Origin of the sequence: Hahella sp. CCB-MM4 (assembly GCF_002260525.1) — a bacterium.
Lineage (GTDB): Bacteria > Pseudomonadota > Gammaproteobacteria > Pseudomonadales > Oleiphilaceae > Hahella.
The window spans coordinates 271,383-296,177 of record NZ_MRYI01000002.1 but is presented as its reverse complement, the minus strand read 5'-3'; the positions used below and the strand labels follow the sequence as shown (position 1 = coordinate 296,177).

The following is a 24,795-nucleotide window of genomic DNA, read 5'->3' as shown; positions in this document are numbered from 1 at the left end:
CGAGTTGAGTGATAATCACTGCTGATATCGAAAGGCAAATGAGCAGGCTTGGTTCCTTTATTCAATGCGTCGGCACAGGAGGGCAATCAAGATGTCAAATGATAGTGATAGGTGGAGTAAGGCTTCAAGTTATGAGTATTTTATGGGCCGGTGGAGTCGACGTATTGCTCCAAGGTTCTTGTCATGGCTCGGATTACCCAGCGGAATTCATTGGTTGGATGTCGGGTGTGGCACGGGCTCGCTGACAGGTGCAATATCCAGTCAAGCACATCCAGCCTCTGTTGTTGGTTGTGATCCAGCGGAATCGTTCATTGAGTTTGCCCGGAGTAACTACCAACATGATCAGGTGTCTTTCGCGACGGCTGGAATTGGAAATCTACCGAGCCGGCCTGGCGGATACGACAGCATTTCTTCGATGTTTGCATTGAACTTCTTTCCGGATGCCGATACTGCTATTCACGAAATGCGCTCCCTGGCGGCCCCAAGAGGCACCGTTTCAGCATGCGTGTGGGATTATGCAAAAGGCATGGAGTTTCTGCGTTCCTTTTGGGATGTGGCAACAGAGTTAGATCAGTCGGCGAAAGAACTGGATGAAGGCAATCGATTCCCTCTTTGTCATCAAGAAGCACTGGCGGATTTGTTTGTTCATAGTGGCTTTCACGACGTGAAATGTGAAGCTGTCGAAATCCCAACGGAATTTGCTAGTTTTGATGACTATTGGAAGCCATTTATGGGAGAAACCGGACCGGCATCCGCATACGTCGCGTCGATAGGAGATGACCTGCGTGAAGAAATATCACGCCGACTGTCAGATGTACTTCCCAGAAAGTCGGATGGAAGTATTGCCCTTAATGCCAGGGCTTGGGCCGTTAAAGGAACGGTTGCATGAATCTCGCTTCATATAAAATAGATACACTAGTTCGGCCACTTATACTATATGTTATTTTTTTGAGGTCTGAGTTTAATTATGAGGGGGTATTAACCTCCGATCCAGAGCCAATTTAGCCAGCTAGTGTAGATGCTGTATAAGGTTTCTCAGACAATATGTCTTGCTCTTTTCATCTATTATCTTCATGAAATGTGAAACATTAAAAAAGATTCACAACAAAAGCTCCACTTCCGTTTCCATCCCGTATAATCGCGCCCTCGCATTACCACTGCGTAGTCTTCGTTGTGGATTACCCCTAAAGGATGAACTCAGGATTGCCTAATGATGCAGTATGTTGCCTCTTTCATTACGACTTTGATTCTTGGTCTACTCAGCTTTAGTGCTTTTGCCAAAGATTTTGGTCCAGCCCAGAAATATAATGCTTTTGTATTTGATGATTTTCGGGCTGATTCTTCCGATGTGGAAGGACGTTTGGCTGTTGGAGGGAATATTGCTCTCAACAATTACAGTGTGGGAGATAAACTAGAGCCGAACAAGGCTGGTGATGTTCTAGTTGCAGGTGGGAATATCGTATTTCCCAGTGGTCGGGTTTACCATGGAGGTATTGTTGCTGGAGGCTCCGTGAAGGGGATCGGAGACTCTGTACGGTACGGAATGGCGAAAGGGGCGGCCATTATGGGGTCTGCGCCGCCAGAGATTGATTTTCAGAGTGCGAAAGCATATCTGGAAGAACTTTCCCAGGACTTGTCCAAGTTGGAGGCGAGCGGTCAGGCAGAATTCTTATGGGGTGGGTTATACCTGACGGCAGCCTGCGACAGCAATCTACAGGTGTTTAACCTCTCGGGCGCGCAGTTACTTCAGGCACATACATTCGAAGTCGACTCGTCCTGTGCTCCCACTGATGCGACATACGTTTTCAATATCGATGGCCGGATAACCGGTATGTCCGGCATGAGTCTGCAATCCCTGGCCAATATTGCTGATAAAGTAGTTTTCAACTTTTACCAAGCCGAGGAATTGCGGCTCCAGTACATCGGTGTTGAAGGTTCCGTCCTTGCTCCTATGGCAACCGTGAGTAACCCTCAAGGTGTTATCCGTGGTCATTTGTTCGCAAAATCCTGGAATGGGTCAATGCAGATCAATAATGTGCCTTTCTCTGGTCAATTGTCGGGAATAAACACAGACAAGGCAGATATATGCTCACTGTATCCATTGACGGTTGATCTCAACTCTCTGCCGGCGGAAGGGGATTCGGTCACCTTGTATCCCGGAGTGAACCAGGGCAATTTTATCTGGTTGTCATGGAACGGTAGTGTAAAACAAAGTGCTCTGGTGAACTCGCTTTTTCCGCCAGGGAATGCCAGCGAATATGTCAACCCATATGATCCACAGGACAAACTTCTCGAGTTGGGGGATTGGGTTAACTCTGTACCGGGTGTGAAAAACAGCCGTGCAATGCGTCAGGCGATGAACCGGTTACTGAATCAGGAGATTACGATACCAGTCTGGACGAACCGGCAGGGAGCTGGTGCTAATAGACTGTATAAGGTCGGTGCCTTGGCTAAGGTGGTTATTACCAACTATGCGCTAAATGGCAAGGGCTACCTGCGCCTTCGTTATCTGGGAGAAGGCAGCTGTGGTGCCGAGCCACCAGTGGCCGAGGATCAGGAAGTTACTACCAATGAAGATCAAAGTACTGTCTTTACGCTGATTGCCTCCGGCGAATATACAGATGAAGCTCAATTCTTGGTGACTCAGGAACCCCAGTTCGGAACCATCGTCCAAAATAGTGAGGAATTGACTTATACGCCCAATGCGAATTTTAACGGCCAGGATAGCCTGCACTTTAAAGTAATTGATGGGGATCTTGAGTCCAATGAGGCAACGGTCAATATCATCGTAGCGCCCGTCAATGATGTACCTTCGGCCAATGATCAGGCGCTGACAGTTTCTGAAGACCAAGCTCTGGCTATTACCTTGACCGCGCTAGATAGTGATGCGGATACATTAACCTACACGCTGATTAATCAACCGACGAATGGTGTCTTGAGCGGTGAGGCGCCCGCATTAATCTATATGCCTAATGCGAACTTTCACGGGAAAGATGCCTTTGTATTTACAGTCAGTGATGGTCAAGAACAATCTCAACAGGCAACTATTTCCATTGCCGTAACACCGGTTAATGATCCACCTACTGCACAATCACTAACTCTGGCACTGGATGAGGACAGCTCTGCCGACGTTGTTCTGCAAGGAGCTGACATTGACGGAGACAGTCTAACTTTTGTAGTTGTCGACGCACCGGCCCACGGAACACTGAGCGGCGAAGTACCTAACCTGAGTTATCAGCCTCAGGAGAACTTTAACGGTTTGGATTCCTTCACCTATCTGGTCAACGACGGCACCCAGGATTCCACGATTGTTACTGTGTCTATGACAATCCAGCCTGTGAATGATGCGCCGATGTTGCAAGGTGAGCCGACATTTAGTACGCCTGAAGGACTGTCATATACCTATTCTGCATCTGCGATCGATGTTGATGGCGATTCCTTGACATATCGGTTAGATGTGGCACCAGAGGCTATGACGATCGATCCGGTCAGCGGACTGATCGCTTGGACTCCTTCGGCGGAATATACGCAGTCCGTTGCGGAAGCAAACAGTCAGTGTTACACCACCCATATTGGCGATGTTTCAGTTGATGGCGAGGTTAGTACGGAAACACGTTTGATTAACCACTCCGACTTACGTCTGGGCTCTATCCTCCTGGAGCCAGGTGCTGGTGGTGTGTATCAGCTCAGTACAGCATTGTCCAACAGAGGTTTGGAGGATGTAACAGCTCCGGTAGATGTGTACTTCTATGTAGGCTCGCCTGAACTCGGCAATCTGCTGGGTATCCAGCGCCAGACAGCGCTGGCAGCCGGTGAAACCTCTCGTGTAGGTATTAGTGTCTTTCCGCATCTCTTAACAGGGGATATCTACGTGAGTATGTCGGTTAGCTCGGTTGTAGAAGAGTGTGATGTCAGAAACAATCAAGCTCGTGCTGCGCTGGTAGAGTTGGCTGTGATGGATCCTGGAAATCTGGTTGATAATCGGTTGTTTACCCTGAACGTGGAGGATGTTAACTCAACTCCAGTAATCGTCAGTGAGGCTGAGCTGAGCCATCAGGCCGGACAATATTTCAATTTCCAAATTGAGGCAGAAGACGCTGATGCTGGAGATGCCCGCACTTATACTCTGATATCGGGTCCGGAAGGCCTGAGTATAGATTCCCGCACTGGTCGCCTGACTGCTGACATCGATGGATTAGCCGCTGGTGATTATCAGATTGTCGTGGAGGTAGAAGATCTCCGCGGAGCTACAACTCAGCAAACGCTAACTCTGTCCATTGCCGAAAACCTGCCACCGACGATTATCAGCACTCCTGTTGTCATGGGAGATGCGAATCTCCGATATGAATATGACGTCGATGCCACAGATCCGAACGAGGGCGATACGCTGTTATTCAGTCTTCTCGATAGCCCTGAAGGAATGGACATCGACCGTAAGAATGGATTGATTAACTGGATAGGATCTGAGCTTTATCTCGATAACCGTGCGGATGAGAATCTAAATTGTGCTTCAGACCCAGTTGAAGATTTGCGAGCGCTTGAACCCGTTATCAAATGGGAATGGCCTATCCCAGGGGAGGTGATTCCACATTCAGAATATAACCAGGTAATGCATGCTCCTATAGCGGTACCTCTGCAAGACACTAATGGCAACGGCAAATTGGATGAAGATGATGACATCGCTATCATCTTTCAGGCTTTCCGCAAAAGTGGTTACCAATACTCTGGATTCCTGCGAGCCATTTCGGCAAAAGATGGAAAGCATATCTGGACCGCTGAAACTGTGCGGCCTTACCCGCTGCGATCTTTGGCTGCAGCTGATCTTGATGGTGATGGTACGACGGAAATTGTCATTATAGATATTCAGGGCAAGCTCTCAGCGTTGTCCTATCAAGGGGAGTTGTTATGGCAGGCGGATACATACGAACAAGCCCAATGGGGCGGTCCTGCTATTGCTGATTTGGATCAGGATGGCTCGCCTGACATCATATTGGGACGTGCCTTATATGACAATAAAGGTAATCTGAAGTGGCTCGGGAAAGACCGCTATGGTTCCAATCCACAAGGAGAGAACCATTCTGGCCCTCTTACCTATGCGGCTGATATTGATCTGGATGGCGACATGGAGTTAGTTGCTGGACCGACGATATATGACCATACCGGTAAGCGTATTATTACTAATGGAGAGGGGACGTCCGCGCTTGGCAATTTTGACGATGACGATTACCCCGAGATCGTCAATGTATTGGATGGATATCTCTCTCTTTATAATCATGACGGGAGTCTCATATGGAAAGATAAGAAAATTGTAGGTGGAGGTAATGGTGGCCCTCCTTTGGTGGCGGATCTGGACGGTGATGGCATACCTGAAATAGGTGTAGCCGGAAGTAGCCGCTATACAGTTTTCAATGCCAATGGAGATATTGTCTGGAGCCAACCAACCCGAGATAAATCGTCAGGAAAAACCGGTTCTTCCGCCTTCGATTTTAATGACGATGGACGTATGGAAATCGTCTATGGCGATGAATACTACTTGCGCGTATACGACGGCGTAAGTGGAGAGGTTATATACGAAATCGAAAATGTTAGTGTGACTGCCTATGAGTATCCGCTTGTCGTGGATGTCGATCATGATGGTCACGCTGAAATTGTTGCAGCCAGCAACAGTTTTAATGATCCAGTGAATCCAGGTATCAGGGTCATCGAGGACACTTCCGATTCCTGGGTGGGAACGAGAAGCATCTGGAATCAGCATGCCTATAGTGTCAGTAATATCAATGATGATATGACTGTACCACTCAACCCGGATAAGAGCTGGCTGAAATATAATACCTTCCGTGCCAATGCCTATCCTGACCGTCCGGCATCGGGTCTGGCGGATTTGACGGTTCATGGCTTTAAGATTGATGAGGCTGCGGGTACTGTTGCAGTAACGGTGAAAAACCGGGGTCGTGCGTCTGTAACTTCTGACTTTACTCTCAAAGTTTCACTCCAGTCATCTGATGGAGAGACGCGGGAACTTGGTTCCCAGGCTATTTCCGGTTTGAGTCTTGGAGCCTCAGTGACGGTGCCTTTCACCGTGGATGTTTCAACTTTGTCAGGCGACCTGATTGCGGAATTGGTTGTTCCTGAAGGGGTGTCCGAATGTTTGACGGGCAACAACAGTGTGCATGCCGCTGTCGTCAGAGTGTCCGCAAAGGATCAAGCTGGACTGCACGACTCTCAGACATATGCACTCTCGATGCAGAAGCAAAACACTGCTCCCGTTATTACCAGTTCTTCTGTGTTGGAAACAACTGTGGGGGAGAATACAGGATTACAAGTAACGGTGAGCGACCCCGATCGAGGTGACAGTCATGAGTTTGAGCTTATCGATCCACCTAGCAATATTTTCGTCGGCAAATATTCCGGGCGGCTGAGTGTTAAGAATCCCATTGAGGGTAACTACACTATCACCATACGTGTGACAGACCTGGCGGGTGCGAGTACTGAGCAAGTAATCACACTCATAGTGTCGCCACCGGATAATTTGCCGCCAGTGTTTACCACAACGCCAAACACTTCCGCCAAGGAGGACTTCAAGTATGAATATCAGGCTAATGCTGTCGACCCGGAAGGCGATACTGTCACATATGCACTGAGTCGGAAGCAGGATGGTATGACGATCGACAGCACTACCGGGCTGGTCAAATGGACTCCTCTATATCGACATGTTGGTGTCAAATCTGCCGAAATCAGTGCCATTGACTCCAAGGGGGCTGTGACGAAGCAGTATTTTGTGATCGATGTAGCGATCGGTTTTATCTACAACGACGCACCCAGGATTAAGTCTATACCTGATGGTAGCGCCTATGCCGGTCAGTTGTATGAATATCAGGTCCTCGTGAGTGACCCGGATAACGATACTGATTTCACTTATAAGTTACTGGAATCGGCAGAAGGCATGAAAATTTCTGACTCTGGATTTTTTACTTGGCTGCCTTCTTCAGATTGGGTCGGGCGTTCGGCTGAGGCTTTGATTGAGGTTCACGATGGCAAGGGAGGTTATGCCGAACAGAGGCTTACTCTGCCGGTTAATGAAAGCGTCAATAGTCCGCCGGTGATTACAAGCTCACCCGTACAGACGGCCGCAGTTGGTATTCCATATGAATACACGTTGACTGCTGAAGATAATGATGGGGATAGCTTCAGTTATTTTCTTACTGATGGCCCGGTTGGACTATCGCTTTTTAATAATCGAATAACCTGGTTGCCGGAGTTCAGTCAGGCTGCGCAGTTGTTTCCTGTAAACGTAATGGTAAAAGACTCTCGTGGGTCAGCTTCGACGCAGACGTTCAGCATAGCAGTTGGTGATTTGTCCGGTGCTAATAGCAGACCCTGGATCTTGGGAGAGACCAGTGTCATAGCCATTGCTGGTCAACCCTTCCGTTATACGATATCTGCTGTAGATGCTGACGGTGACTCCCTGAGTTATCAACTTCTAAGTGGCCCCCCTGGAATGTCTCAGGTTGGCGATAGTGCAATTATCGAATGGCTTCCTGATGTCAGTATGAGCAACACTGTGCAAACGATGACGGTCCAAGTTACGGATAGTCTTGGTGCCTGGACTCAGCAAAAGTTTACTATCAATGTGAGTGATGAATCGGGAGATCCTGACTCGGGGACTGGTTCCGGAAATGGGCTAGAGCCAATATTGCTGAACCGTCCAAAAGCGGATGCTTATGTCAGTCAGCTCTACAAATATACTATTCAGGCAATAGATGCGGATGGATATGCAGTTGCAAACATGGAACTCATCGAAGCACCTACCGGGATGGAATTGCAAATGGATTCTGGCGCAGGACGTCTGAGGTGGACCCCCACGCAAGACCAAGTAGGTGTTCATTACTTTACCCTTCGATTAACGGATTATCACGGTGTCACCAAGGAGGAGACCTTTACGGTACTCGTCTATCCAGAACGGAAACTAAATCGTCGCCGTTGTGTGTTTTGTGACAGTGCAAATTTCTGTAGTCCGGTTGATTCATTGTAAGGGTAAAGGAGGTTATGAAAATGAAAATCAATCTTGGTTCTGCTAAAGAGAAAAATAGCCCGGCCTTTTACCCGGCTAGCAGAGTAATGCGTGTCATCGCTGGATTTGTACTGTTCGTTGTCAGTTTCGTTTGGTACACCCCATACGTTTACGCCTCATACCGTGAACTGACATCCCCTAAGCCTCTTAATCAACTGGAGGTCATTAGCCCGCTGAGTGCAGCGCTCAAGCAGCTTCAAGAAGAAGCTTTAACTTGGCGTAGCCGTGTTTCAAATAGTGGTGGCGACGTAAACGTTGACCAGAAGGGATGGCAGGAACTGGCGAGGTATATTGATCAGCTGGAACCACTCAATGATCAGTTCCAGGATCTACTCGAGCAAGACAGAAAACATTTGGAAGATAAGCTGCTAACTAAAAAGGCACTTGAGCGACAGAACATGTTTAGTGCCAACTTTAATCAGCAAATGGAAGAAATTGTTTCTACTCTTGAAGATCTTCAAAATGCAGATAACCAAGATCAGGCACAACATGAACTCGATAAACTGACTGATCTTCTGGCTTATCCTCTTGAAAGGGCCAGCCAAAGCTACAGCAACGACTTCGATTTTGTAGCTGCCCCACCCAGAGACATCTATCTCAATCAATCACAAGTCGAAGCTCTTGTGGGTTATTCAGGTGAGCCGGCAGTTGACCCGACTGTCTACCTGTCTACAGATTCTGCCACACAAACTACTGATGAAGTTCAGGCGCTATTGGATGAAGTTGGCGAAGATCCGCTCACACTATATAAATGGGTTCATGACAACATTCGCTGGCTACCCAGTTACGGAGTTATGCAAGGAGCCTCTTATACCTTGGAGGCAAGGCAGGGTAATGCTTTCGATACCGCTAGCTTATTGATCGCCCTTTTGAGGAAATCGGGGGTTCCGGCCCGTTATGTATACGGTACAGTCGCTTTACCCACAGTTGAAGTTCAAAACTGGATCGGAGACGTTAGGTATCCGGAAGCGGTTGCCAACCTCTTGAGTCAGGGCGGTATTCCTCATCGCCAGATCAGTTATGGCGGAGCACTGGAAGAGACGGAACTGGAACACGTATGGGTGGAAGCCCAAATTGATGGAAAGTGGATAAGTTTAGATCCCAGCTTTAAACGATATACCTATACAGAAGGGGTCGACCTAAAGAGTGCAATCCCATTTGATGGAGAATCCTTTTTAACGCAAGTTAAACAGGGAAGTATCGTGAATGAAGAAGAAGGTTGGGTCCAAGGAATTAACTCAGCTTTTATTGAAGAACAGTTTACTTCATTTAATGCACAGCTTCAGGACTACCTGGAAACGAATTATGCCGAAGCGACTTTAGAGCAGGTTTTGGGAAGCCAGAAAATTCAACCCAGCACGGCCTTATCTATTTCCGAAATTCAGGTGCCTTACCTGCGGGAAGAGACAAGACAAGTAGCTCCGGCGCTTCCCAGTTCGCTGTTTTACAAATTCAGGCTTCAATTAGGTAGTGTCAGTGGTGGAGTCTTTGATCCCGAAGAATGGGGGGCGGTAATTGCTGAATTGGAGGATCTAACGCCTAATTTGGTTGGTCATCGTCTGGCGATTTCATTCCGTCCATCTACTGCTGAGGATGAAGCGATTATCGCCAGTTATATTCCTGAAGGTATTACAAGCGTGGACGAACTTCCGAGCCAATTACCTGCCAACCTGATTCGAATGGTTGGCGAAATCACGAAAGACGGTGAAGTCGTTGCCACAACACCAGTAATGTCCTTAGGTCAGGCGATTCGATCTCGTCTGGGCTTTATTTCTCCGCAAGCTGGCTGGAAATTTAGTGAGAACAGTCTGGTGGCTGGTGAATACCAGGCGGTCGGGATTGATATGCAGGGCATGAGCTCAAAACAGCTTACTCAAATAAAGACAGATCTTGAAGAGGTTGAGGCAAAGGCAAGATCTGAGAACTACAACGGTCTGACCAAGCACAACTTGGTGGGGAATATTCTCCAGAGTGGCATTATAGGATATATGGCGATGACCTATGCTTTGGATCAACTAGCTGCTTGGGAATCGGATGTTGTGAGTTATAGGAGCCCATCCTATGGTACCTTTGGTACGAATGCACAGGTAACCTATTACTTTGGTGCACCCAGACAGTATTTGTTTGCCGGTATGGTGATGGACGTAGACCGGATTCAGTCTAATACGGAAAGTAAGAACAATTGTTATGAAGATTGGTTGGCGTTTAATCGGACTAGTGGCATTCGTAGTAGCGCATTCGAAAGCCAAATTCCTGAGATGATGTTTTCTACTAATGAACGTACAGCAGAAGGCGTTAGTACAGTAAAAGCCTTAGCAATTGCCATGGCTCAGGGACAGAGAATCTATACTTTAACTCAAGCGAATTCCGAACAATTAAGCGCGATAAACATTGATGACGGGGCACGAAATGAAATACGTCGAGCAATCCAAGAAGGCTTTGAAGTAACTGTACATCAGAGCCCGATTACAGTGAATGGATGGAAAGGGAGTGGATATTCCATTATCAACCCGCAGTATGGCGTAGGTGCATATCGGATCAGTGGAGGGGAAAATGGTGGGATTATTAACATTCCATCAATATCCTCTCTATTTGGTTTAACTGTGGCGTTATCTGCTGATTCAAGCTCAAGTAGCCCATCAACTAATCTTTTTTCCAATATTGCAACAATATTAACAGAAATAGTTAACGGATTAACTTCTCATCAATCGTGGATGAAGATAGCTGTGAATATAGTGGCCGCCTTGTTTATAGGTTGGCTCATCTCATTTATTATCGTTCAGGTTCTCGTGGCTTTAAGTGTCACAGTTGTCTTGGCTGAACAGATAGCAACATTAATTGGTGGATTTATGGGGCTCTTTGCCGCGTTTAAAATGCTAGGTGTATTCAAATGAGCTCTAATTATAGCGTGAGGTTAAAAGAAAGATGGTTGTATCATTGTGAACGTGTATCACTAGAGTTTCATATTTCATTGTTAAGCCTATGTGCTATCGGTTTTTTATTAGGAGTTACGTACATTATCGATGAAGGATATAGTCAGTTAGCTTGTATGGCTATTGGGCTGTCTATTTTGATAGGTATGAATGAAGTGATTTGTTGTCGATATAAAATTGTTCAACAGCCACGTACAATTAAGGATTTGATAATTAGTAAGAAGTTCTTTACGGAGTTCACCTTTATTTGTTTGTTGAGTGGGGGGATGTATATCAACATAGAACTTTCTTTTGCTCTCATTCGGCTAAATTTTGGTTCTTTAGCTCCATATCTACCATATTTATCCTTTTTGGCTTTTATTTTTAGATGTTGGAAGTATCGATTTAGTTATTTGATTTTGATATTTTTAATAGCTCTTGTACTTGGGGCAGTAGGAATATAAATGTTGGGTTTTTCAAAGGATGGCAAATACTTTTTATAACAGCTAACTCTCCTGGAGGATGTGGAGATATTTTGTAATGATTTGATGTGAATGGGCTGACATGAGCTTACTAATTTATATAGGCGTTGTCCTACTCATATTAGGAGTGGTTTTCCTCATTCCTAAATGGGTAATCCAGTCTTCGAGATCTGAAAGTGATTCGAACCACCTTTATTCTATTTTCTGGGAAGAAAGCGGCTATAGAGCACATAAAATTTTGTCCGTAATTGGAAGCCTCTTTCCTTTCTTGTTGATATCAAACCCCTCTTATGAACTGGAAGGCATCGTTTTAATTATTCTCATAGGCGTTACGTGCTTTTTTTATCATCTGACTATCTATAGAGGATATAACGTGTTCGATAGGCGGCTAAAAAAGCTCCTGCCCATAGCCCTCTTGTTCCTACTACTTATCTCATTTTCTGTAAGGTATGGCTATTTACCAGGTGCTGTGATGACTATTTCCTTGGTTGTTGTAGGAGGAATTTGGGGAAGCTATGCAGTGTATAAACGTGCAAAGCTAATTCAGCATGCTCTCAAAATCCAGCCACGCACCAAAAACGCCAATTAGAATCAGTTTGGTATTACAGACTGGGGGCCGTGTATACTTGTAGTTAATGCACTTCCATGAAAATCGCAGTGTGGCTAAACACTTTGACCACAATGATACAATGCTCGCCCAAGTAAGGATGTATGGATCAATGGATAAAATGAATTCTCTAAAAATATCACTCGCTTGGGCTTTGATAAGTATCCCGATTTCGTGGTGTGGGATTGAGTTTTCCTACGCTCTTGCTCATGGTGCTCTTCCGGTGCTGGTGCCGCTAATCGCACCGGGGCTTATTGTCGCTTTCAACATGGTTGATGATCAGGGATCTGAGCTAACGTTTAAGATCGTTTTCTATGTTGCTCAGTACATTTCTTACGCAGTCATTATTTTTATTGGAATACTGCTCAAAAATAAATTTCGAAAAGCTGCTAAACGCGAAAAGTAAGCGGATGTCGGTTACTCGATATTTGTTAAAGGGGTTATCTGATCCTCTTGACGATTTCCATGCTATCACTCTGGTATATAAGTCGAGACTCACCAGCTTAGAAAATATTTTCAAAAAAATTTCATCTCACCGCATCCAAATGCTGCATCCGTGTCGTCTTAGTTACAAAGAATGAAATTCAATTTGTAACAACTAAGAGGATATGAACATGAAATTGACCACTTTAGCCGCTGCTGTAACTCTGTCTGTACTGTCACTCGCCAGCCTGAATTCCTTCGCAGAAGGCAAAGCGGATAGCGTTGACTACTTTGCCAAAGACAAGCACCAGAAGAGTTCTTATAGCTATGAGGCGACTAGCAACAGCAGCCAAAAAAGTACGGGTGCCAATGGCGTTGTTAGCAAAGTAAACACCTCCCTTGGTATGGTGTTCGCAAACGCTCAAGGTATGACGCTGTATACTTTCACCAAAGATGGTGAGTCGGTTTCTAATTGCTACGACGGTTGTGCGGGAAGCTGGCCTCCATTCCTGGCGAAAGCTGATGCCAAGATCTGGGGTGATTTCACTGTGATTGAGCGTAAGGATGGGACTTATCAGTGGGCTTATAAAAATCAGCCTCTATACACCTGGGTTGGTGATCGTCAGTCAGGAGATACAACCGGCCATGGTGTGGGGAGTGTCTGGTTCGCCGCTCAGCCATAATTCTTCCAATTAGTCCCGGAAGTTTGAAACCAGAAAGCTATCCCAAGAGGATAGCTTTTTTGATTCAATGCTCCTGACTCTCCAGGCTTGCCACCCATTTCAGTACCTCAGCGACAGGCTCGATCAGGTCCGAGGGAATATAGTTATCCAACTCGGCTTCAGCATACAACGCCCGCGCCAGGGGGACATTTTCCAGAATAGGAACTCCCTCTCTTGCGGCAATCTTCTTCACCCTTTGCGCTATGTGGTTTTTGGCTTTCACTGTCACAATAGGAAGGCTGCGTTTATCACCGTCGTAGTAGATACCAAGTGCAAGGTGAGTGGGGTTGGTGACGATAACGGAGGCTTTCTTGATTTGTCCGATCATTCCACCCTCAAGCAACTCCCTATGGATCTGTTTACGCTGCCCGATAATTTCAGGGTTTCCTTCTGTATCTTTGTATTCGCGTTTGACCTCATCCTTCGTCATACGAAGCTTCTTCTGGTGGTCGTGCTTCTGATAAAGGAAGTCAATCAACGCCACGATGATAAAGGCGATGATGGAGACCACCGCCAGTTCAAACATCAGATGTCCAATAAAGGGAAGTACGCAGGCTGAACCGCAATAGGGCAGCTTGATGATGTCGTCCAGATTTGACTGGATGACCCAGTAAATCAATATGGATAGGAAGATGATCTTGAATATCGATTTGATCAGTTCCACCAGGCTTTTCATGGAGAACAGTTTCTTGATGCCTTCAACCGGACTGATTTTTTTCAGATCAAATTTAACCGATTCCAGCGCAAATAGCGGTCCAACATGACCGACATTAGCCGATATTGCGACCACGATGACCAGCAAAATAAATGGCATCAGTATTCCCAGAGTTTTTTCGGCAACGCCGTTGAGCATCTCCTTTAGTGCTTCCTGAAAAGGCAGCTCATAGAATTGAGCCGGGAGAGCGATCAAATTCTGCAGTTCCTGAACCAGATGATAGCCGGTGGCGAAGAGTAATCCGTAGATGGCTATCATCAGCGCTGTGGATACAAGCTCTTTGCTGTGGGCAACCTGGCCTTTCTTGCGGGCGTCCCGTAGCTTTTTCGGGGTGGGCTTCTCGGTTTTTTCGCTCATAGTTGATCTTAAGAAAAGGTCAGGACAGCAGTTCGATCACAGGAGTGACCAGTGCCTGCATATCCCTTAACAATTCACTGAAGTAATGGATGATAAAACCGGCATAGAGGCACAGTAAGGCGATACCGACGGCACTCTTGATTGGCATGGCCAGAATGAAAACGTTTAGTTGGGGAGCAAAGCGACTGATCAGGGCTAATCCAAACTCGGATAAAAACATCGCAATCACTACGGGAGCTCCCAGAAGGACGGTTAAGCGCATTAGGGTATCCAGTTGGGACAGGAAAAACGCCGGGGCGGAGGCCGCTAATCCAGGAAAGAAATCGAATATCGGCCAGAGGCTGTAGCTCATATACAGGGTATAGAGCATCAGCAGGAAGATGCCGCTGGAGAAAAATACGGTGACCAAGGATTGCGTCAGTAAAATACCCAAGGGTGAGGTTTGGGATCCGGACAATGGATTCAACGCACTTGCCAAGGTTGCGCCGCGCTGGTTATCAATAAAAAAACCAACGGACTCCACCGCCCAGAAGGGGATATTCACCACATATCCCAGGGCCAGTCCTATTAATATTTCTTTACCGATGATTAACAAGGTATGCCAACCGCTGATGGACTGTTGGCCAAGACTGTATTCCACCAATGGGAACGTCAGAAGTGAGAAACTGGCCACGACGCCGTTGCGGACCATCGCACTCCCCAGAGACTGCTTGGAGAGAAAAGGCATCATTGTAAAGGTTGCCAACATTCGGGCTGAGGACAGAAAGAAAACAAACATCACTCTGGAGACATGCTCAATATCCATTAGCCTGAAAGTCCCGGAATGGCATCAAATACTTGAATGGCGAAATGATAGATTTCTATACCCAGCCAGCGGGCCGTCAGATAGAGCGTCAGAACAATGGCCACCAACTTGACGGCGAATGCCAGGGTTTGCTCCTGTATTTGGGTGATGGCCTGTAACAGACTGACAATCACCCCGGTAATGGTTGCTACCAGAATTGGAGGCATGGACAGCAGCAGGACCAAAATCAGGGCCTCAGAGGTGTATTGGATGACTTCGGCTTCAGTCATGGGATATCTCCTGCGGATCGACTACTGGTAAGCCAGTACCAGACCATGGATCAGGCGTGTCCAGCCATCCATGAGCACAAACAGCAGTAGCTTAAAGGGAAGCGAAATCGTCATGGGTGACACCATCATCATTCCCATCGCGAGCAGGATGTTGGAAATGATCAAATCAATGGCCAGGAACGGCAGGTAAATCAGAAAACCCACTTCGAACGCACTGGTTAATTCGCTGGCGGTGAACGCTGGAATCAGTACAAAAAAACTATGTTCATCCAGGTTCTTGGCGATCTCTTCCGGCCAGATTTCAAGGGCGGTCTCCAGGAAGAATTCCTGCTCATCCTCGCTCCCATGGTGAATCAGAAAGTCTTTATAGGGTTTGGAGGCCGTATCCAGTATTGCCTTTAATTCTTCTGTGTTCTCCAGTGAAACCGGCTTGTCGATAAACTCCTCATAGGTTGCGATACCTACCGGCGCCATAATATAGGCAGTTAAAATGATGGAGAGACCGTAAATCGCCATGTTTGGGGGAATTTGCTGAATTCCCAGAGCGTTGCGCAGCAGCCCTATGACGACGGCGATTTTAACGAAAGAGGTTGCCATCACCGCGAAAAACGGTATCAGCGCAATAAGCGCCAACCCCAGAATGAGATAAAAAGGATCAGGCAGGGTGCTCATCTTTCACCGTTCCCTTCGCTCATCATGGTTTTCTCCGCAGAGCCAGAACGAGCGGACCTGTCTGCATCCGGCTTTAGTGGCACCAGTAACCGGGTAATCCTGGCACCGATTCGTTCATTGATCTGAACCAGCTCCGCCTCGGCAACCGCCTGGCCGTTAACCTGCATCGTTACGAGCGAGTCGGGGCGTTTTCCCAGCGCGAAAATCTGTCCGGGAACGAGCGATTTGAGGTGGCTGATTGTGGAGGTTTGCCGGGCGATCTCAAATACCACCTCCATGGGAATCTCATCCAGGTTTTTGATCGTTTCTCCGGGTATTTCGTCGATTGGTTTATCCATCCTTTTTTCCTCATTGATATGTGTGACTTCGAGCATCGAGTCCCGAAGTGCTCCATAAAAAAGACATCTGTTGGCGGTACGGACTTGAACTTGAAGAGGGCGAGCTTCAACACTTGGGCCAGAGAACTCATTGCTGGCTCCTCTCTGATCAAGAAGAACGATATCGTGGAGTTCCAACTGACTGATCTGCTGGTGGTTGAGAGCGATACCCGCAATCTGGATGCTGATGTCCTGACGCAGGTCACCAATGTTCAATTGAGACTGAGGAAGCCTCAATTTGCCTGATGGAATGACCTCCTGCAGCTGGTGGATCGTTTCTCTCGCAAAAGACACGGCTACCCATCCGGTTGAATCTCCAAGTGAGCAGCGACATAACAATCTGGAACCGGACAAAGCTGTCTGATGTAAAGGAATGATTTTTTCCAGATGGAGCTGCATGCCGCCAGATTCATTCAGTTGATCGCAAATGGGGGCAATGACGGTTTGCAGTAAGGCCAGTTGAAGCTGAGCCGGCAATTGATCGAAAGGTAGAGACTCAAGGCTTTGGTCAGAGGCAATGCTCGATACCAGAGCCATGATAAGGGGCTGATCGATCTCCAGTTCCAGGGGGAAATGATTAAGCGTGAATGCCAGTCGGTAGGTAAAGGACCCAAGTTCCTGCTGTGGATGAAGTTGGATCCTCAATCGACTAGACCCCAAATTCAAACTGTACGTTGCTCCCGCAGGTAGCATTGAATTTAACTCCACATCCAATTCCGTTACCTTGGGGAATTCCATGGGCCGCACCACTGTCGGTGATGATATCCGTTCAATACTCGTCATGATCATTCTGCCGGGATGCGAGTGGATGAGGCTGGGTGGCAAATTCTGAATCGGAATCCTCATGAGTTGGATCGCCGGGGGCCAGCCGATTGATTTTGACAGTGACTCCGTTTTGGCCATACCGCCGCTGCAGGAGATGTAAGAGTTGGGTTTTAGCCTGTGCAAGTTGCTGGTAACTTGCGGCCGCAGAGGTCGCGAACTGCACGGTCAGCAACCCGTCGGTACGATTGATGCGCAGCTCGGTGTTCTCTAGCTGATAGCTCTTCAGGTCCAACCTGACTTCCTCCTGATGGGGAGAACCAGAGCGTTTGACCCACATTTTATCCACCAGCGAAGAGACCAGCTCTGCCAGCTCTCGGGTTGAAGACAGGGCATTGACTGATGAGTTTTGATCTGCACCGGCATGGAGCGGGGAATAGGACCCTGAACCTGAAAGGAACTGGGATGGATCGCTGTCATTTGTCAGCTCGTCTTCTTTGGCGTTTTTGTGCTGTCGAATCAGCTGCTGGAAACGTTCAAGCGCGGACTCATCTATGGGCTCCTTTCCTGGAGCTGTTTGGGATTGCTTCCCTTTTTCATTCCCTTTGGTATCAGGAGGCCCTTTCTCCAACGATGATTGGTGAGAGCGGGGAGCCGCTAAGTCAGGGTGATATTGAGAACGGTCTACCATTGTTCATGCCTTCATTGCGGAATCGAATACGGAAAGGGGAATATGAGAACCCTGGTGGCTTTCCATAGCGGTTTCTTCTGCATTTTTCTCTTCCAAAAGACCGTTTTTAACGGCCTGCTCGCGAAGCATCTCTTTCGCCAGGTAATGGAACTTTTCTTCCACTCGTTGCGCTGCCAACAGTTGATCTGCGGCGTCTTGCAAATGTTTCTCTGCCGTAGCCTCCTCGGATTCAGCTTGTGTGACTTCAAGTGAGAGCCTGGTGATGCGTTCCTTAAAGGCAGACACCTTGCTGTTATATTCATCTATCTGGATCAAGGTGGCTGGCGCGTCGGCAAGCTGTTTAAACAGCTTTGCGGTTTCCTGTTGCTGCCAAAGGGTAAAGTCAATAAGAGATTGCTTGAGTTGCTCCCTGTTCTCACGCCGTTCCGCCAGCTCTTTGCTGAGCACCTTCACCTTTCTGGCCTGGCGTTCAGTCCGGTGCTTTTTGATTTTGGCAACATCAGCGATCATAGATTTACTGCCTTCTTGAGAAGCATCAGGGTTTGATCGAGGTCCTGGGCATCTGCATTCTGCTGTTTCAGAAAATCATTGATCCCATCAATGGAGTTAAGTGCTGAGTCGGCCAGAGGGTCGCTGCCTTTTTGATATTCGCCAATCCTGACCAGCAACTCGATCTCCTTGTACCTGGCGAGAAGCCGTCGCAACTGCCTCGCCGCCTGTTGGTGCTCTGGTGAGGTGATCTCATTCATCAAGCGACTGCTACTGGCCAGAATATCCACCGCTGGGAAGTGCCCGGATTCGGCTAGAGACCGGGACAATACGATGTGCCCATCCAGAATGGAGCGGACCTCATCGGCCACCGGTTCAGTCATATCGTCACCCTCAACCAGCACGGTATAGAGAGCACTGATCGAACCCTTCACTCCGGGACCGGCTCGCTCCAGCAATTTGGGAAGGGTGGCAAACACCGATGGTGGAAAGCCACGCCGGGCCGGCGGTTCTCCTGCGGCTAACCCTATTTCTCGAAGGGCACGCGCGAACCGGGTTACAGAATCCATCAACAGAAGCACGTGTTTGCCTTTATCCCGAAAATATTCGGCAATCGCGGTAGCGACATAACCGGCTTTGACGCGCTCCATCGCTGGACGGTCAGAGGTCGCGGCGACGACAACAGCCCGTTTCATCCCCTCTTCGCCCAGGTCCCGTTCGATGAAAGAGCGAACTTCGCGCCCCCTTTCACCAATCAATCCGATCACTACGATCTCTGCATTGGTGGAGCGGGTAATCATCGATAACAGGGTACTTTTACCAACACCAGCGGCAGCAAAGACCCCCATCCGCTGGCCTTCACCGCAGGTGAGCATGCCATCAATTGCTCTGACGCCGGTGGTCATCGGCGTTTCAACTAATCTTCTCGTCAGTGGGTTGGGAGGCGTTCCGCCGATGGAATAAGAATCCCCATCGGGTAATGGATCTCCCTCATCAATCGGTTCACCGAGCCCGTTCAATACCCGTCCCAGTACCTGTTCACTGAGATTGATTTCGTGACAGTGTCCGGTAGGAGCAACCTCGGTAGACGCAGAGAGCCCCTCCATTTCACTGAGTGGAGTCAGCAATGCTTCCTGTCTGGAAAAACCAATCACTTCCGCCGGAATAGCCCGATTGGATTCAGGATCAATCAACTGACAGATCTCACCAATGCGTACCCCATTGATAGAGGCTTTCACAATGGTGCCCACCGCCTGAGTCACACGCCCACGCTTCTGGGTGAAATCCGCCCGCTCAACCAGCGACCGCAATAACCGGGTTCTGGAGGAGTTGAGTGGGGGCAAGGCCTCGGCGGTTTGATTCATATTGGTATACATCCCAATGCCACGTTGCTGACGATGGTTGATATCAGTAGTTGGTGGAAAGGGTAGGTGAGGGATGAAGGGAAAATAATCGGCCGGGCGATCTAGTTTGGGGGGGGGCGGTTTTGAAATTGTTTCCGATTAGTTAAAGAGACTTTATCCAGGTCTCATATGAAAAAGCTGCATTAAAACCAAAAAGTATGTTCATTGACGTTTCACTAGCCGTCATGAAGGCAGTCTAAATCTCGCCCTAACTCGTCAAACTCAAACAAACTTATCGCTTTTTCAACGCTCATACTAAACTCATAAAACATAAGGGATTAATCAACGAATCTGAATTCTTATAGAAAGCCAAAGTTTCAGAGCCCCTGAATCTGGTAGGCCGGTATTAGCTTTTCATGGAGGATGTGAGGATAGGACGAAGCGTTAGTCTATGGCTCGTTTTCTGAAGACAATCGTTTTTCTGCTTGCGGGTATATTGACCTCCCGTTCCTTGGTTTATGCAGAAGAATTCAGAGTGCTGGGTCATCTCAAAGATCTCCCTCCATACTTTTTTACTCAGGGAGATGCCCTAACCGGATTCTATAAGGACTTTTTTGAAGCGATCAGCGAGATAACTGGCGATAGGTTCATCTTTCATCAACATCCGATAACTCGGGGGTTAGTGTTGTTTGAACAGAATCAGGTCGATATCGAACCTGGAGTCAATCCTGTCTGGCGCATAGGGCAGAAGACACACGGCCTCTATTCAATCCCATATGCGAAGTCCATCGACATTGTTCTATTTGGCTCTGGAAAGAGCTTTCCTGTTGCTAAGCCTTTTGATTTAAGGGGAAAACGAATAGGTGTTGTTCGTGGTTATCAATACCCGGGTTTTACAGAGCTCTTTCTAAGTGGCGAAATTGAACGATATGATTTGACGGGAGAATCACAGCTTTTAGAGATGCTGGTGTTAGGACGTCTTGATCAGGTGATCATTAACAAAGACATGGCCCTATATCGAATGCAGCAAGATCCTGCATATCAGAAACTTGAAGTGGGTTATCAGGTCAGTAGTGTAAATGTCATGCTGCGAATTCACCCCAATAAGAAGGAAGCTCTTCCCCGTCTGAATGCGGCAATTAAACAATTGATTGACCATGGTCGAATCGAGCAGATATGGAACAAATATCGTTGATTCACGTATTGTTCGATAGGCGATTCGATTAGACATTCTAATTCTTTGGTGTTCAAACCATGAAAATACTGAAGGTGTTGTTTGTCGTTGTTTTCATCCTCTACATCATCGGGTTCTTCGCGATTGCGCCATTGAAAATGCTGGCGGTTGATACCAGGAGCGCGCCTGTCATGCTGGTGGCAAATGAGGCCTATTAAAGCCTGTATTGGTCGTGGGTTCAGCATCTGGATGAGTCAAATATTATTCGGGTGACCTGGAACTGGAATGGTGTTTATTGGTGTGTCAGGATGGAAGTCTGCAGAGCCGCGATATCATCAGAAAACTCCCAACAAGAAGGGTCTGTGGAACAATAAGTGCCAGACCTTTGCCCCCTATCCCAAAACAAGTCGTACCTCAAAAAATAGATCTACAGGCCAATTGGGCGTGCCGAACCTGAGAGCTAACCTAAGAACTCTGTATTAATCGGGGTGCGTTCAGGTGAGTACTCAAGTCGAATTAGTGAATCATTGGCTCATGGAACTCAATAATCAATGGGGTGTGAGTTGTTTAAAGCTGGGTGCCAACCAGAGGTGTCATCTGACGGTCGGCGACAGCAAGATTTCCTTTGCCATTAGTCTGGACCAACAGGATATTCTCTTTTGGTCAGCCGTTGGTTCTGCCCAAAGATACCTTGAAGATCGTGAGTTGCTCATCCGGCTTCTGATTCTGAATTGCGACGAATTAACTTTGCGGGGCGCAACGCTTTCCGTCGATCGTGATCGGCGTCATATCCTGCTCAACTACCGGGTACCCATACAACTCCTGGATGCCCGGGAACTGGGCAATCTCTTGTATAGCTTCGCAGAAACAGTTGCAGATACAGAGCAACTGCTCACTCACCTGTTTGTTCAGCAGGAAGGAATGTCCCAAGAGCCACTCCACTCAAATCATTTTTACATCACGAGGCCATAACTATGGGAACCATACCGGTAAATAATGGACAGGCCACTAATCCTATGCATGAGGTGGCAAATAATGTAGGAGAAGATCATCTTCACGTTGAGGGGAATAGGAATCCCGCTGCTGACGATCGTCATGTTGCTCCTGGTCTGGTAGGCAATATTCCAAGGACTGCCAGCAATGAGCAGCTAAATGAAAATATCTATGAAACTCTTGTAGAGAGTAAGAAGGATCTGCTGTTCGGATCGGCGGAGCCAGAATTCAGAGAGCACGCTGTAGCTGCAGACAATGTAGGAGAGGTTCAGAGTAAGAAAGGATTCTTAAGCAGGTTATTCCCTAAAGCTACTCCCCCAAAGACAAACATCATCGGCGCTAACCCGGACAAACGTCAGCTAATTATCGCGGCGGAAAGCCGACTCCGAATTCTTACGACTATAGGAACTGGAGGCAAGGAAGCAAACAATGATGAATTCCATAAAGCTGTAGACTGCCTGAACCGAATGCGTCCGGAGATTCGTGAGAAGTTTGTTGAGATGCTGGCTCTGGAACATCGGGCTGAAGGATCGGGAATTGACCTTACCCAATGGAGTAATTTATTCGGTGCGGCTGAAATACCCTATAAAGTCATCGCCAATGGGATGGAGAACAAAGAATGGCAGTTCTTGCCATTACCAAAGAGCATTCGTGATGTGGAAGTTGATTTGTTGAGGAAGGACCAGATCAGGGGGGCATGGGATGATAATGATGGGCTCTCCGGATATCAACGTACGGAAAATTATGCGAATCGTATTTTAACCGAGGGGCTGGATTTGGCGGAATGGGGCGGCTGGCAAGGATCCTTCAATGAAGGGCGGGCACGTTCATGTGCAGGATACAAACTGGCCAACGACATGGGGCTGCATTGGTCATTGATGAGGTTCCCCGCCAATATGGACGAATTTCAACTTCTGGGATGAACGACTTTGGATATGGGCATTCCAGTTCCGACGGCGTAAGAATATCGCCGCTGATTCATGATTACCTATCGATGGATTTGTGTTCTATGCTTTTAAAGCAACTGTATACCTGAAAAATGAAGTGGTGTCTGAACAGGCGCTACGTATAAAGGTAACGGATAACTGTTCCCGGGGTGGTGAGGGCAAAGCACATACACAATGACCAGGGCCTGCTCATACTGATGATGACCGAGTGGCTATCAGGCTGTATGAGCAGACGCTAATAGAGGAGCACACGAAAAATGAGCTTAGCAGAGATCGTACAACGAGGATGGAATGCGGTTGGGACTGGTGATTTTGATGCCTTGGTAGCTGATTATCAGGATGAGATGACCTTCATCATGCCGGGGCAGACCAACATTCTTGAGGGGCGACAGGCATTTCGTGCTGCTTTGGATGGCATTGGGGAAATTCTCCCTCCAGGATTTGAAATCACGGGATTACGTCAAATCGAAGGTGGGAGCGAAGTGGTCTCAATTGTTGAGTGGAAGTCCCAGAAGATTGCGGGTTCCCAGCTGGCTGTACTGTTTAAGTTCAATGGGGACAAAATATATGAGGAGCGGTGGTTCGTTGACACCGAACAATGGAAGGGCGCTTTCTGAATCTGCCTTCCTTTCTTAAGGAATTCAAAAACAAGTGAGAGGCTGTCCGTCCCTCACTTGTTTCCTGGTACCTTCCTGAAACCTGTTACTGACGGTCAGCCAGTACATAGCCATAGGGCACATTAAAGACACTGTCTTTCACCATATCTTCGCTGACGTAAGTCACTTCATAGATATAGCGAACCAATGCGTCTTTTTTCCATTCGGCAATGATCTTATCTTTCTGGTTGCTCAGGAAGTCCCCGACCATGCCCATAGCAGCTCCTTCCAGTCCGTTTGACAGGTCCAGGCCCTCTTTGCTCTTGGGTGAGCGCTGGGTCTGACAGGCATTGGCTTGCTGAAACCATTCGAGCTTGATGGACAATGGGTAGCCTTTGATCTTATTCAGGGCTTTTAGAAATCCTTTATATTGCTTGGCATCGGTTTTTTCGACATCGCCTGAGAAGGCAGCAAGAGCCATATAGCCTTCTTTACCCAGAAGGTTTTTCAATGGATCGTTCTTGGCTTCTTCAAAATAGGATTCCTGGAACGCGCGATTGACCTTCCAGGCCGCGTTCATATCCGCCGTTGGTTCTGTGGTCCAGAAAACAAACTTAACCAGGTTGGTGTCTTTTTTTCCTGCCTGATCTGCAAATTCTGTTTTCCATTCCACAGTATATTCATGGGCATTCAGGCCGCCGATGACTCTTTCCTTGCCAGTAGGCGTCACGTCAAAGTCATTGCTCGCCAATGTGACCTGGCACCCCATCTCTTCGTAGCTCTCGTATTCTTCGCTGTCCTCTTCCTGGGAGTCGGTGCGATCTTTAAGCTGATCGAGCAAGCTGACTTCTGTGCAGCCGCTCATCGGGCACTCACGGTAGTTTTCCTTGTCATTATCAAGATTCCAGATCAATTTCTTATCGACCCGGGCAATATCGCTCTTGTCGCTGTTTGCCCAGCGCATCAGGAAGCTATCGAAATTGGTCTGGCTGTCGATACGGCGTCTGTCCCCTCGCGTGTAAACCGTCTGTTTGCCGCTGAAGTCCGGTGCATAAAGGCCGTTCAACGTATAGTTTGCTTTGAGCACGGAGGTTGGATTACTGGGAGTGTTGTCAACAGGTTTACTGGCACAGGCTGCAAGGGCGACTGAAAGTGCTGTCAGTGAAAATGTCCTTAAGAGGCTCATCTAATTTCCTTCATATTTTTCTGGTTTTTAAAACCTGACGAGCTTAAGAAAGTGTCAATGAGTCACGCAATAGACCAAATGGCCGAGTGGCGCTCATATCGGTCACTATTATGGCTTTAGGGTAAACTGGATGTGTTCGGGATAAACGGGATGGGCTCAGGATAAACCGGATGAACCCAGGATAAACTGGAGCTGGAGGAGA

General features: G+C 47.6%; 20 protein-coding genes. 11 read left to right on the top strand and 9 right to left on the bottom strand.

Annotation, left to right across the window (positions count from 1 at the left end):
* The first annotated feature begins 91 nt into the window (after positions 1-91).
* The 6 genes from BTA51_RS04890 to BTA51_RS04860 all read left to right on the top strand — a co-directional run bounded on the left by BTA51_RS04890 (position 92) and on the right by BTA51_RS04860 (position 13,178).
* Positions 92-889 carry a bifunctional 2-polyprenyl-6-hydroxyphenol methylase/3-demethylubiquinol 3-O-methyltransferase UbiG gene (locus BTA51_RS04890; RefSeq protein ID WP_168188060.1) on the top strand — a complete coding sequence of 266 codons (798 nt, stop codon included), beginning with the start codon at positions 92-94 and terminating at the stop codon, positions 887-889.
* 321 nt (positions 890-1,210) lie between these two features.
* Entirely contained in the window at positions 1,211-8,032 is a 6,822-nt protein-coding gene (locus tag BTA51_RS04885; protein ID WP_094706298.1) for an Ig-like domain-containing protein, read from the top strand.
* 20 nt (positions 8,033-8,052) lie between these two features.
* Positions 8,053-10,965: a transglutaminase family protein gene (locus BTA51_RS04880; RefSeq protein ID WP_168188059.1), complete on the top strand. Its 2,913-nt coding sequence runs from the start codon at positions 8,053-8,055 to the stop codon at positions 10,963-10,965.
* Positions 10,962-11,447, top strand: coding sequence for a hypothetical protein (locus BTA51_RS04875; protein ID WP_141215540.1), 486 nt, complete (start codon positions 10,962-10,964; stop codon positions 11,445-11,447). The genes BTA51_RS04880 and BTA51_RS04875 overlap by 4 nt, the downstream gene beginning before the upstream one ends.
* Before the next feature lie 737 nt (positions 11,448-12,184).
* The gene (locus BTA51_RS04865) at positions 12,185-12,478 is read left to right on the top strand and encodes a hypothetical protein (protein ID WP_094706294.1); all 294 of its coding nucleotides are present in this window, start codon (positions 12,185-12,187) and stop codon (positions 12,476-12,478) included.
* Between the two features lie 208 nt (positions 12,479-12,686).
* Positions 12,687-13,178 carry a hypothetical protein gene (locus BTA51_RS04860; RefSeq protein ID WP_094706293.1) on the top strand — a complete coding sequence of 164 codons (492 nt, stop codon included), beginning with the start codon at positions 12,687-12,689 and terminating at the stop codon, positions 13,176-13,178.
* A gap of 64 nt (positions 13,179-13,242) precedes the next feature.
* Here BTA51_RS04860 and sctU read toward each other — a convergent pair whose 3' ends face one another.
* The 8 genes from sctU to sctN are packed head-to-tail and all read right to left on the bottom strand — an operon-like array spanning position 13,243 to position 19,718.
* On the bottom strand, positions 13,243-14,289 hold the full coding sequence (gene sctU / locus BTA51_RS04855) for a type III secretion system export apparatus subunit SctU (protein ID WP_094706292.1): 1,047 nt from the start codon (positions 14,287-14,289) through the stop codon (positions 13,243-13,245).
* Between the two features lie 19 nt (positions 14,290-14,308).
* Positions 14,309-15,094: a type III secretion system export apparatus subunit SctT gene (sctT, locus tag BTA51_RS04850; protein ID WP_094706291.1), complete on the bottom strand. Its 786-nt coding sequence runs from the start codon at positions 15,092-15,094 to the stop codon at positions 14,309-14,311.
* Positions 15,094-15,363 carry a type III secretion system export apparatus subunit SctS gene (gene sctS, locus BTA51_RS04845; RefSeq protein WP_094706290.1) on the bottom strand — a complete coding sequence of 90 codons (270 nt, stop codon included), beginning with the start codon at positions 15,361-15,363 and terminating at the stop codon, positions 15,094-15,096. The genes sctT and sctS overlap by 1 nt, the downstream gene beginning before the upstream one ends.
* A 21-nt stretch (positions 15,364-15,384) precedes the next feature.
* Positions 15,385-16,035, bottom strand: a complete 651-nt coding sequence (sctR, locus tag BTA51_RS04840) for a type III secretion system export apparatus subunit SctR (protein ID WP_094706289.1) — start codon at positions 16,033-16,035, stop codon at positions 15,385-15,387.
* The gene (locus tag BTA51_RS04835) at positions 16,032-17,195 is read right to left on the bottom strand and encodes a FliM/FliN family flagellar motor switch protein (RefSeq protein WP_168188058.1); all 1,164 of its coding nucleotides are present in this window, start codon (positions 17,193-17,195) and stop codon (positions 16,032-16,034) included. Before BTA51_RS04835 ends, sctR begins: the two co-directional genes overlap by 4 nt.
* The gene (locus tag BTA51_RS29885; protein ID WP_141215539.1) at positions 17,182-17,865 is read right to left on the bottom strand and encodes a type III secretion HpaP family protein; all 684 of its coding nucleotides are present in this window, start codon (positions 17,863-17,865) and stop codon (positions 17,182-17,184) included. Before BTA51_RS29885 ends, BTA51_RS04835 begins: the two co-directional genes overlap by 14 nt.
* A gap of 3 nt (positions 17,866-17,868) precedes the next feature.
* Positions 17,869-18,375, bottom strand: coding sequence for a YscO family type III secretion system apparatus protein (locus BTA51_RS04830; RefSeq protein ID WP_094706287.1), 507 nt, complete (start codon positions 18,373-18,375; stop codon positions 17,869-17,871).
* Positions 18,372-19,718: a type III secretion system ATPase SctN gene (gene sctN, locus BTA51_RS04825; protein WP_094706718.1), complete on the bottom strand. Its 1,347-nt coding sequence runs from the start codon at positions 19,716-19,718 to the stop codon at positions 18,372-18,374. The genes BTA51_RS04830 and sctN overlap by 4 nt, the downstream gene beginning before the upstream one ends.
* Before the next feature lie 430 nt (positions 19,719-20,148).
* Between sctN and BTA51_RS04820 the strand changes: the two genes are divergently transcribed.
* The 5 genes from BTA51_RS04820 (at position 20,149) to BTA51_RS04805 (ending at position 23,428) form a co-directional block, all read left to right on the top strand.
* Positions 20,149-20,892: an ABC transporter substrate-binding protein gene (locus BTA51_RS04820; RefSeq protein WP_094706286.1), complete on the top strand. Its 744-nt coding sequence runs from the start codon at positions 20,149-20,151 to the stop codon at positions 20,890-20,892.
* 59 nt (positions 20,893-20,951) lie between these two features.
* Positions 20,952-21,089, top strand: a complete 138-nt coding sequence (locus BTA51_RS30125) for a hypothetical protein (RefSeq protein ID WP_168188057.1) — start codon at positions 20,952-20,954, stop codon at positions 21,087-21,089.
* Between the two features lie 280 nt (positions 21,090-21,369).
* Positions 21,370-21,843 (top strand): CesT family type III secretion system chaperone, encoded by a 474-nt coding sequence (locus tag BTA51_RS04815; RefSeq protein ID WP_141215538.1) that lies wholly within the window; start codon positions 21,370-21,372, stop codon positions 21,841-21,843.
* Between the two features lie 2 nt (positions 21,844-21,845).
* A complete protein-coding gene (locus tag BTA51_RS04810) occupies positions 21,846-22,787 on the top strand; it encodes a hypothetical protein (RefSeq protein ID WP_094706284.1) in 942 nt (313 codons plus the stop codon).
* A 281-nt stretch (positions 22,788-23,068) separates the two neighbouring features.
* Positions 23,069-23,428, top strand: a complete 360-nt coding sequence (locus BTA51_RS04805) for a nuclear transport factor 2 family protein (protein WP_094706283.1) — start codon at positions 23,069-23,071, stop codon at positions 23,426-23,428.
* 85 nt (positions 23,429-23,513) lie between these two features.
* Here the strand turns inward: BTA51_RS04805 and BTA51_RS04800 are convergent, their stop codons facing one another.
* Entirely contained in the window at positions 23,514-24,593 is a 1,080-nt protein-coding gene (locus BTA51_RS04800; protein ID WP_094706282.1) for a hypothetical protein, read from the bottom strand.
* Positions 24,594-24,795: the final 202 nt, after the last annotated feature.

What these genes read in the sequence shown, in the direction of transcription:
- BTA51_RS04890 (WP_168188060.1), top strand. Translation starts at nt 92, where the DNA reads ATGTCAAATGATAGTGATAGGTGGAGTAAGGCTTCAAGTTATGAGTAT.
- BTA51_RS04885 (WP_094706298.1), top strand. Translation starts at nt 1,211, where the DNA reads ATGATGCAGTATGTTGCCTCTTTCATTACGACTTTGATTCTTGGTCTA.
- BTA51_RS04880 (WP_168188059.1), top strand. Translation starts at nt 8,053, where the DNA reads ATGAAAATCAATCTTGGTTCTGCTAAAGAGAAAAATAGCCCGGCCTTT.
- BTA51_RS04875 (WP_141215540.1), top strand. Translation starts at nt 10,962, where the DNA reads ATGAGCTCTAATTATAGCGTGAGGTTAAAAGAAAGATGGTTGTATCAT.
- BTA51_RS04865 (WP_094706294.1), top strand. Translation starts at nt 12,185, where the DNA reads ATGGATAAAATGAATTCTCTAAAAATATCACTCGCTTGGGCTTTGATA.
- BTA51_RS04860 (WP_094706293.1), top strand. Translation starts at nt 12,687, where the DNA reads ATGAAATTGACCACTTTAGCCGCTGCTGTAACTCTGTCTGTACTGTCA.
- sctU (WP_094706292.1), bottom strand. Translation starts at nt 14,289, where the DNA reads ATGAGCGAAAAAACCGAGAAGCCCACCCCGAAAAAGCTACGGGACGCC.
- sctT (WP_094706291.1), bottom strand. Translation starts at nt 15,094, where the DNA reads ATGGATATTGAGCATGTCTCCAGAGTGATGTTTGTTTTCTTTCTGTCC.
- sctS (WP_094706290.1), bottom strand. Translation starts at nt 15,363, where the DNA reads ATGACTGAAGCCGAAGTCATCCAATACACCTCTGAGGCCCTGATTTTG.
- sctR (WP_094706289.1), bottom strand. Translation starts at nt 16,035, where the DNA reads ATGAGCACCCTGCCTGATCCTTTTTATCTCATTCTGGGGTTGGCGCTT.
- BTA51_RS04835 (WP_168188058.1), bottom strand. Translation starts at nt 17,195, where the DNA reads ATGACGAGTATTGAACGGATATCATCACCGACAGTGGTGCGGCCCATG.
- BTA51_RS29885 (WP_141215539.1), bottom strand. Translation starts at nt 17,865, where the DNA reads ATGGTAGACCGTTCTCAATATCACCCTGACTTAGCGGCTCCCCGCTCT.
- BTA51_RS04830 (WP_094706287.1), bottom strand. Translation starts at nt 18,375, where the DNA reads ATGATCGCTGATGTTGCCAAAATCAAAAAGCACCGGACTGAACGCCAG.
- sctN (WP_094706718.1), bottom strand. Translation starts at nt 19,718, where the DNA reads ATGAATCAAACCGCCGAGGCCTTGCCCCCACTCAACTCCTCCAGAACC.
- BTA51_RS04820 (WP_094706286.1), top strand. Translation starts at nt 20,149, where the DNA reads ATGGCTCGTTTTCTGAAGACAATCGTTTTTCTGCTTGCGGGTATATTG.
- BTA51_RS30125 (WP_168188057.1), top strand. Translation starts at nt 20,952, where the DNA reads ATGAAAATACTGAAGGTGTTGTTTGTCGTTGTTTTCATCCTCTACATC.
- BTA51_RS04810 (WP_094706284.1), top strand. Translation starts at nt 21,846, where the DNA reads ATGGGAACCATACCGGTAAATAATGGACAGGCCACTAATCCTATGCAT.
- BTA51_RS04805 (WP_094706283.1), top strand. Translation starts at nt 23,069, where the DNA reads ATGAGCTTAGCAGAGATCGTACAACGAGGATGGAATGCGGTTGGGACT.
- BTA51_RS04800 (WP_094706282.1), bottom strand. Translation starts at nt 24,593, where the DNA reads ATGAGCCTCTTAAGGACATTTTCACTGACAGCACTTTCAGTCGCCCTT.